Origin of the sequence: Endozoicomonas sp. ONNA1, from assembly GCF_024606325.1 — a bacterium.
GTDB lineage: Bacteria > Pseudomonadota > Gammaproteobacteria > Pseudomonadales > Endozoicomonadaceae > Endozoicomonas_A.
Genome location: NZ_JAHHPN010000197.1, coordinates 1 through 3,973, shown reverse-complemented (window position 1 = coordinate 3,973; position 3,973 = coordinate 1). Strand labels below are relative to the sequence as shown.

2 protein-coding genes are annotated in these 3,973 nt (G+C 48.9%); both read right to left on the bottom strand.

The annotated features are described in order from the left end of the window. Positions 1–481 (bottom strand): hypothetical protein (locus tag KDK19_RS04645; protein ID WP_257253959.1); only part of this gene is annotated, 481 nt, incomplete at its 3' end. A gap of 112 nt (positions 482–593) precedes the next feature. Then, the coding region (locus KDK19_RS04640) for a transglutaminase-like domain-containing protein (RefSeq protein WP_257291445.1) at positions 594–3,973 on the bottom strand (3,380 nt) is incomplete at its 5' end.

Below are 3,973 nucleotides of genomic sequence, written 5' to 3'. Positions count from 1 at the left end.
CCAGCAGATCGTTAAATTTTGGCAGCTCCTCACTGGTGAGCTTGCGGATATCCATTACCAGAGTGAGTGGCTGTGACCCTTCAAACAGCTTCCCTGAACGCAGAGTGTGGCAACCATCTTCAGAAATGCTCAACCGGCTCACCAGATTAGCCTGTGAGAGGTCGTCGGGGTGGGAAATAAGGGTGACATCCCGATGTTCAGCACCGGTTTGGGCCACTAAAAGCTGCCGAACTTCATCATCACTGGCGACAAAACGAAAATCGAAAGAATGAGAGGCTCCGGGAAGCGAGGAATCCGTCGAGGATACGGTTCTCGCCCTGTCAGGCAACGTCATCGAAAGCGACGATCTATTGAGTTTGGAAGTGACACCAGAGCAGATAGCTTCAATCTTTGCCGGTGGAGCCAGCTTTGCTTCCCTTGCTGCCGACACACCCGTATTAAGCACAGGCCCACTTGATTGTTCACTAATCCGACCATCCATAGCCAACCTCCCTTCTGTGATCTGAAGTACTGCATTGAAACTCTTGAATGATTTGACCTTCAGGTAGGACAAAAGTTCTGTTTGGACAGTGAGCCGTCACTATTAAGGAAAGTCACGTATCCAACGACTCACACAACGAATTCAAATTCATGCTGTTCAAAAACTCTTCGACAATCATTGTCAAATCATTGGATGTAAGTATGAGAGCGTCACTGGCGTTTTGTGCCTCCCTTAAGTAGTCATCGTTAAATGAGTTCTGAAAACGGGGAGAGCTACAAATTTCAAACATCATGGTATACAGCTCACCTGCTGAGGATGGATCGTGGGCGCCATACTTGTATACGTCAACATCGCCCCAACAATACGTTAAACAACCGCCTTTCGAGTGTGTCACTTCATACAGGTAATGACAGAAGGCCTGCTGAATCGCTTTCTCGCATTTCTGTTTTAAACTATCTAAAAGTCTTTTGTCCTCATCGGATGCTTCGAGGGACTCTGGTTTGATTTTTTCCAATAACGGCTTCAGAGACGGGCTATCCTCAACTTTTCTTTTAAGCAGAGCTTCGACCTTTTCATTCATTTCTCTGCAGAACCAGAAAGGTGGCCCCAGGATAATCACCGGACGGTGGTTCGCCTTGCCCGAGTTTGACTGCACAAACGCGGGATGGTGCACTAACATTCGCTCTATATTGGGAATACCCTCAGGTTCGTCTGTCCAGGTGCTCTGCAAAGAGGAGCGGAGCATTTTATCTTCAAGGAGTGTCGAAAACCCATCATGACAATGAGTGACGAAAAAGGCATTACTTATTTCCCATTGGTAGCGCCGATAAGCTGATCGCCATATCTGGCTATTTTTTTCCTTGGACAATAGTCCCGTGTACCACATTTTCAGGCAATGGGTGGCTTTAACCTTCAGTTCATCAATGCTTTCCAGACGCGACAACAGCTCATGGTGTTGAATGGCCTCAATGATAAGCCTTTGATAAGTCGGCAGTGGATCCAGCCAACCAGATTCCAGGGCTTTATGGGCAAAGCGAATAACCGAGGGCCTGGTCAAGTCACTCTCTGTCAATATATCCTCTATTGAACTCAACCAATGCAGAGCACTGTTTCTTTCTCCGCTTTGGACAACCCTTTTTGAATGCAATGACTTAAGTGGTTCAGTAACCTGGTCTTCATCACTATTGGCCAGTATTTGTGTTACTACCTTCGACATCGGTCTACAGACAGGGCTGTTACGCTCAAGCACAGTACCGATCAATTGCTTCTCACGATAGCTCAATGTTTCTGCCTCCAGTAACATTGAGACACCCACGGAAAAACCGGGTAAATCTCCTCTCTCCCACAGTCTCCTTATCATCAGGTAAGTACTTGGTTTGATTTTTGGCAATGAGCTGTCTGTCTCAAGCGCGTTGTTCAATTCCTCAAGGCTGATACCACTGGCCTCAGCCAGAGCTTGCTGTTGTGCTAAATCAGCCCCTTTCAGGAGATCCCTGATCTTCTTTGACTGGGTGCCGGAGCCACTGACCCTTCTGGAGAGCTGGAAGTCAGATAGAATTTCTGTTGCCTCGACAGGGGCACCGCCCAAATCGACTGACACCCAGGTTTGGCCTCTATCCACAGAACACTCTGCAAAGGCGTGGGTACGGTTAGAAATTTGCCGACATGGAATGCCAAAATAACGGCAAAAAGCGATAAACACAGGTACACGATGGCGGCAGCTCCCTTGCCGCTGTGTGACGAGGAATTTAAAGAAATTGCCACTACTCTCTGGTTGAGCATTACCAGAAAACGTTCGGCAATAGTTCGCGATCGCCTTAATGCGTTGCACCGTGTTTTTAGCGTTTTGTATTGCCTCCAAAGGCACCTGTAGCTCAGTTGGTTGTTGGCCAATGGTCTCAAACAGACTCTTCAGTACTGCTTTCGTACCTTCCGAACAGCGGGCGTCAAAACGTGTTGTATGTGCTGGTCGGACTTCTCTGGCAGGTGTTTTTTTGTCCGCATCTGCGGGTTCTACGACATAAGCAACCTGAATACACTGTTGGGGTCTGGCTTCTGGAATAGACAGTGTGTGTAGCCCGGTATAGCGATCCCTGACCAAGGTAAATGATAAACCGGATTCTATGCGCAGGGCCACGATATAGTCGTTAGCCGTCAGGCTGGGCAATGTATATTGACCATTGTGGGATGAGATATTCAGGGTCGCCAGCGTTTGATCTCTGGCTAATGTCAGTTCCTGGTCACGTCCTGGCAACTGGGCAGGTACGAGGACTTCCGCCCCCAGCATGTATCGATCATTAATATTGATCAGTTTGATATGGCCCTCAGCAGACACATAAACATCCTCTGCCCACCACCGATAAATCCCGGGAAAATGGTTCGGCCAATCAAAAATTACATAGTCGTTAATTTTTGGTTTTTCCTCGCTCTCATAGCCGGTTTCCTGGTCCAATGCCGGAGCCTCTTTCTCGAGGACTTCGGGGATGTATTGTTCAGGGGCGTTATCAGTGTCAACCGCTGACGCTTCGTTAATATAATCGTCAACCAGATGGTTCAGCAGATCACTCAGCTGATGCCAGAACGCAGGCCACAATTGAACCGCGCCGAAGTTCCATGCACTTATTCGCGCATCAGCCTCCCGGAGATAAGTCTGGTTAGCTGATATTTTCAGCGTTTCTTCCTCTTCTTCCGTCAGGAAAAATACGTCACTGGCTTCGACTCCCGTCTGGCCGAACTCATGATCAAACCAGCGCTGCTGCCAGTGTCGGTAAAGTGCCTGGGTAAGTATATCGTCCGACAGATCCGGCTTCAGGGAAAGACCGGATGCCTGCCACCTGGCTTGAGCCACCCTCTTGATAATTTCTGTTCTGGCTTCCTCGTCACTCAGACGAGTGTTGATACGAATTTCATGTCGTTTTTCATCGATACTGTTGAGATCACTGCGTCGTATTAACCATGGACGATCCTTGCCCGATACCGTTTGGCTGAACCACTTGCAAAGTCCAGAATCAAGCTCGTCTTTACTCACGGCAAGAGCCGATGACTCGGGCAGTTTCTCCAACGATATCTTTGCAGCCATCAGATAAAGCCGGTAGTGCTGATTGAGGCATTGATGAAGCCCTTCTTCGGTAAAATCGCCCCCTCGGATGACGGCCCTGGCCACATTCTGTAAATCAAGACTGGTCGGCTGCAACGGCAGTTTTTTCTGCTGCAGGCAGGCCCTCAAAAGACAATGTTTTTTAGTCAGCTGTTCAGCCAGGATTTTCCCCTGCGGGTTGTCTGGCAACACTTTCTCTGCAATGGCCTGCAACTCTGCCGGGTTGTACTGCCGGATGGGTAAATGCCGGAAACGGCCTTTGAGCGCCGGTGATAAGGGTTTTCGCCCGCTGTACTTGGGTGGGTTGATGGTGGCAAACAGGTGAAATCCGGGATGAGCATCACCGGCCAGAATATCATTCAACTCACCTTCCAGGTGCTGGCTGTCGATCAGAT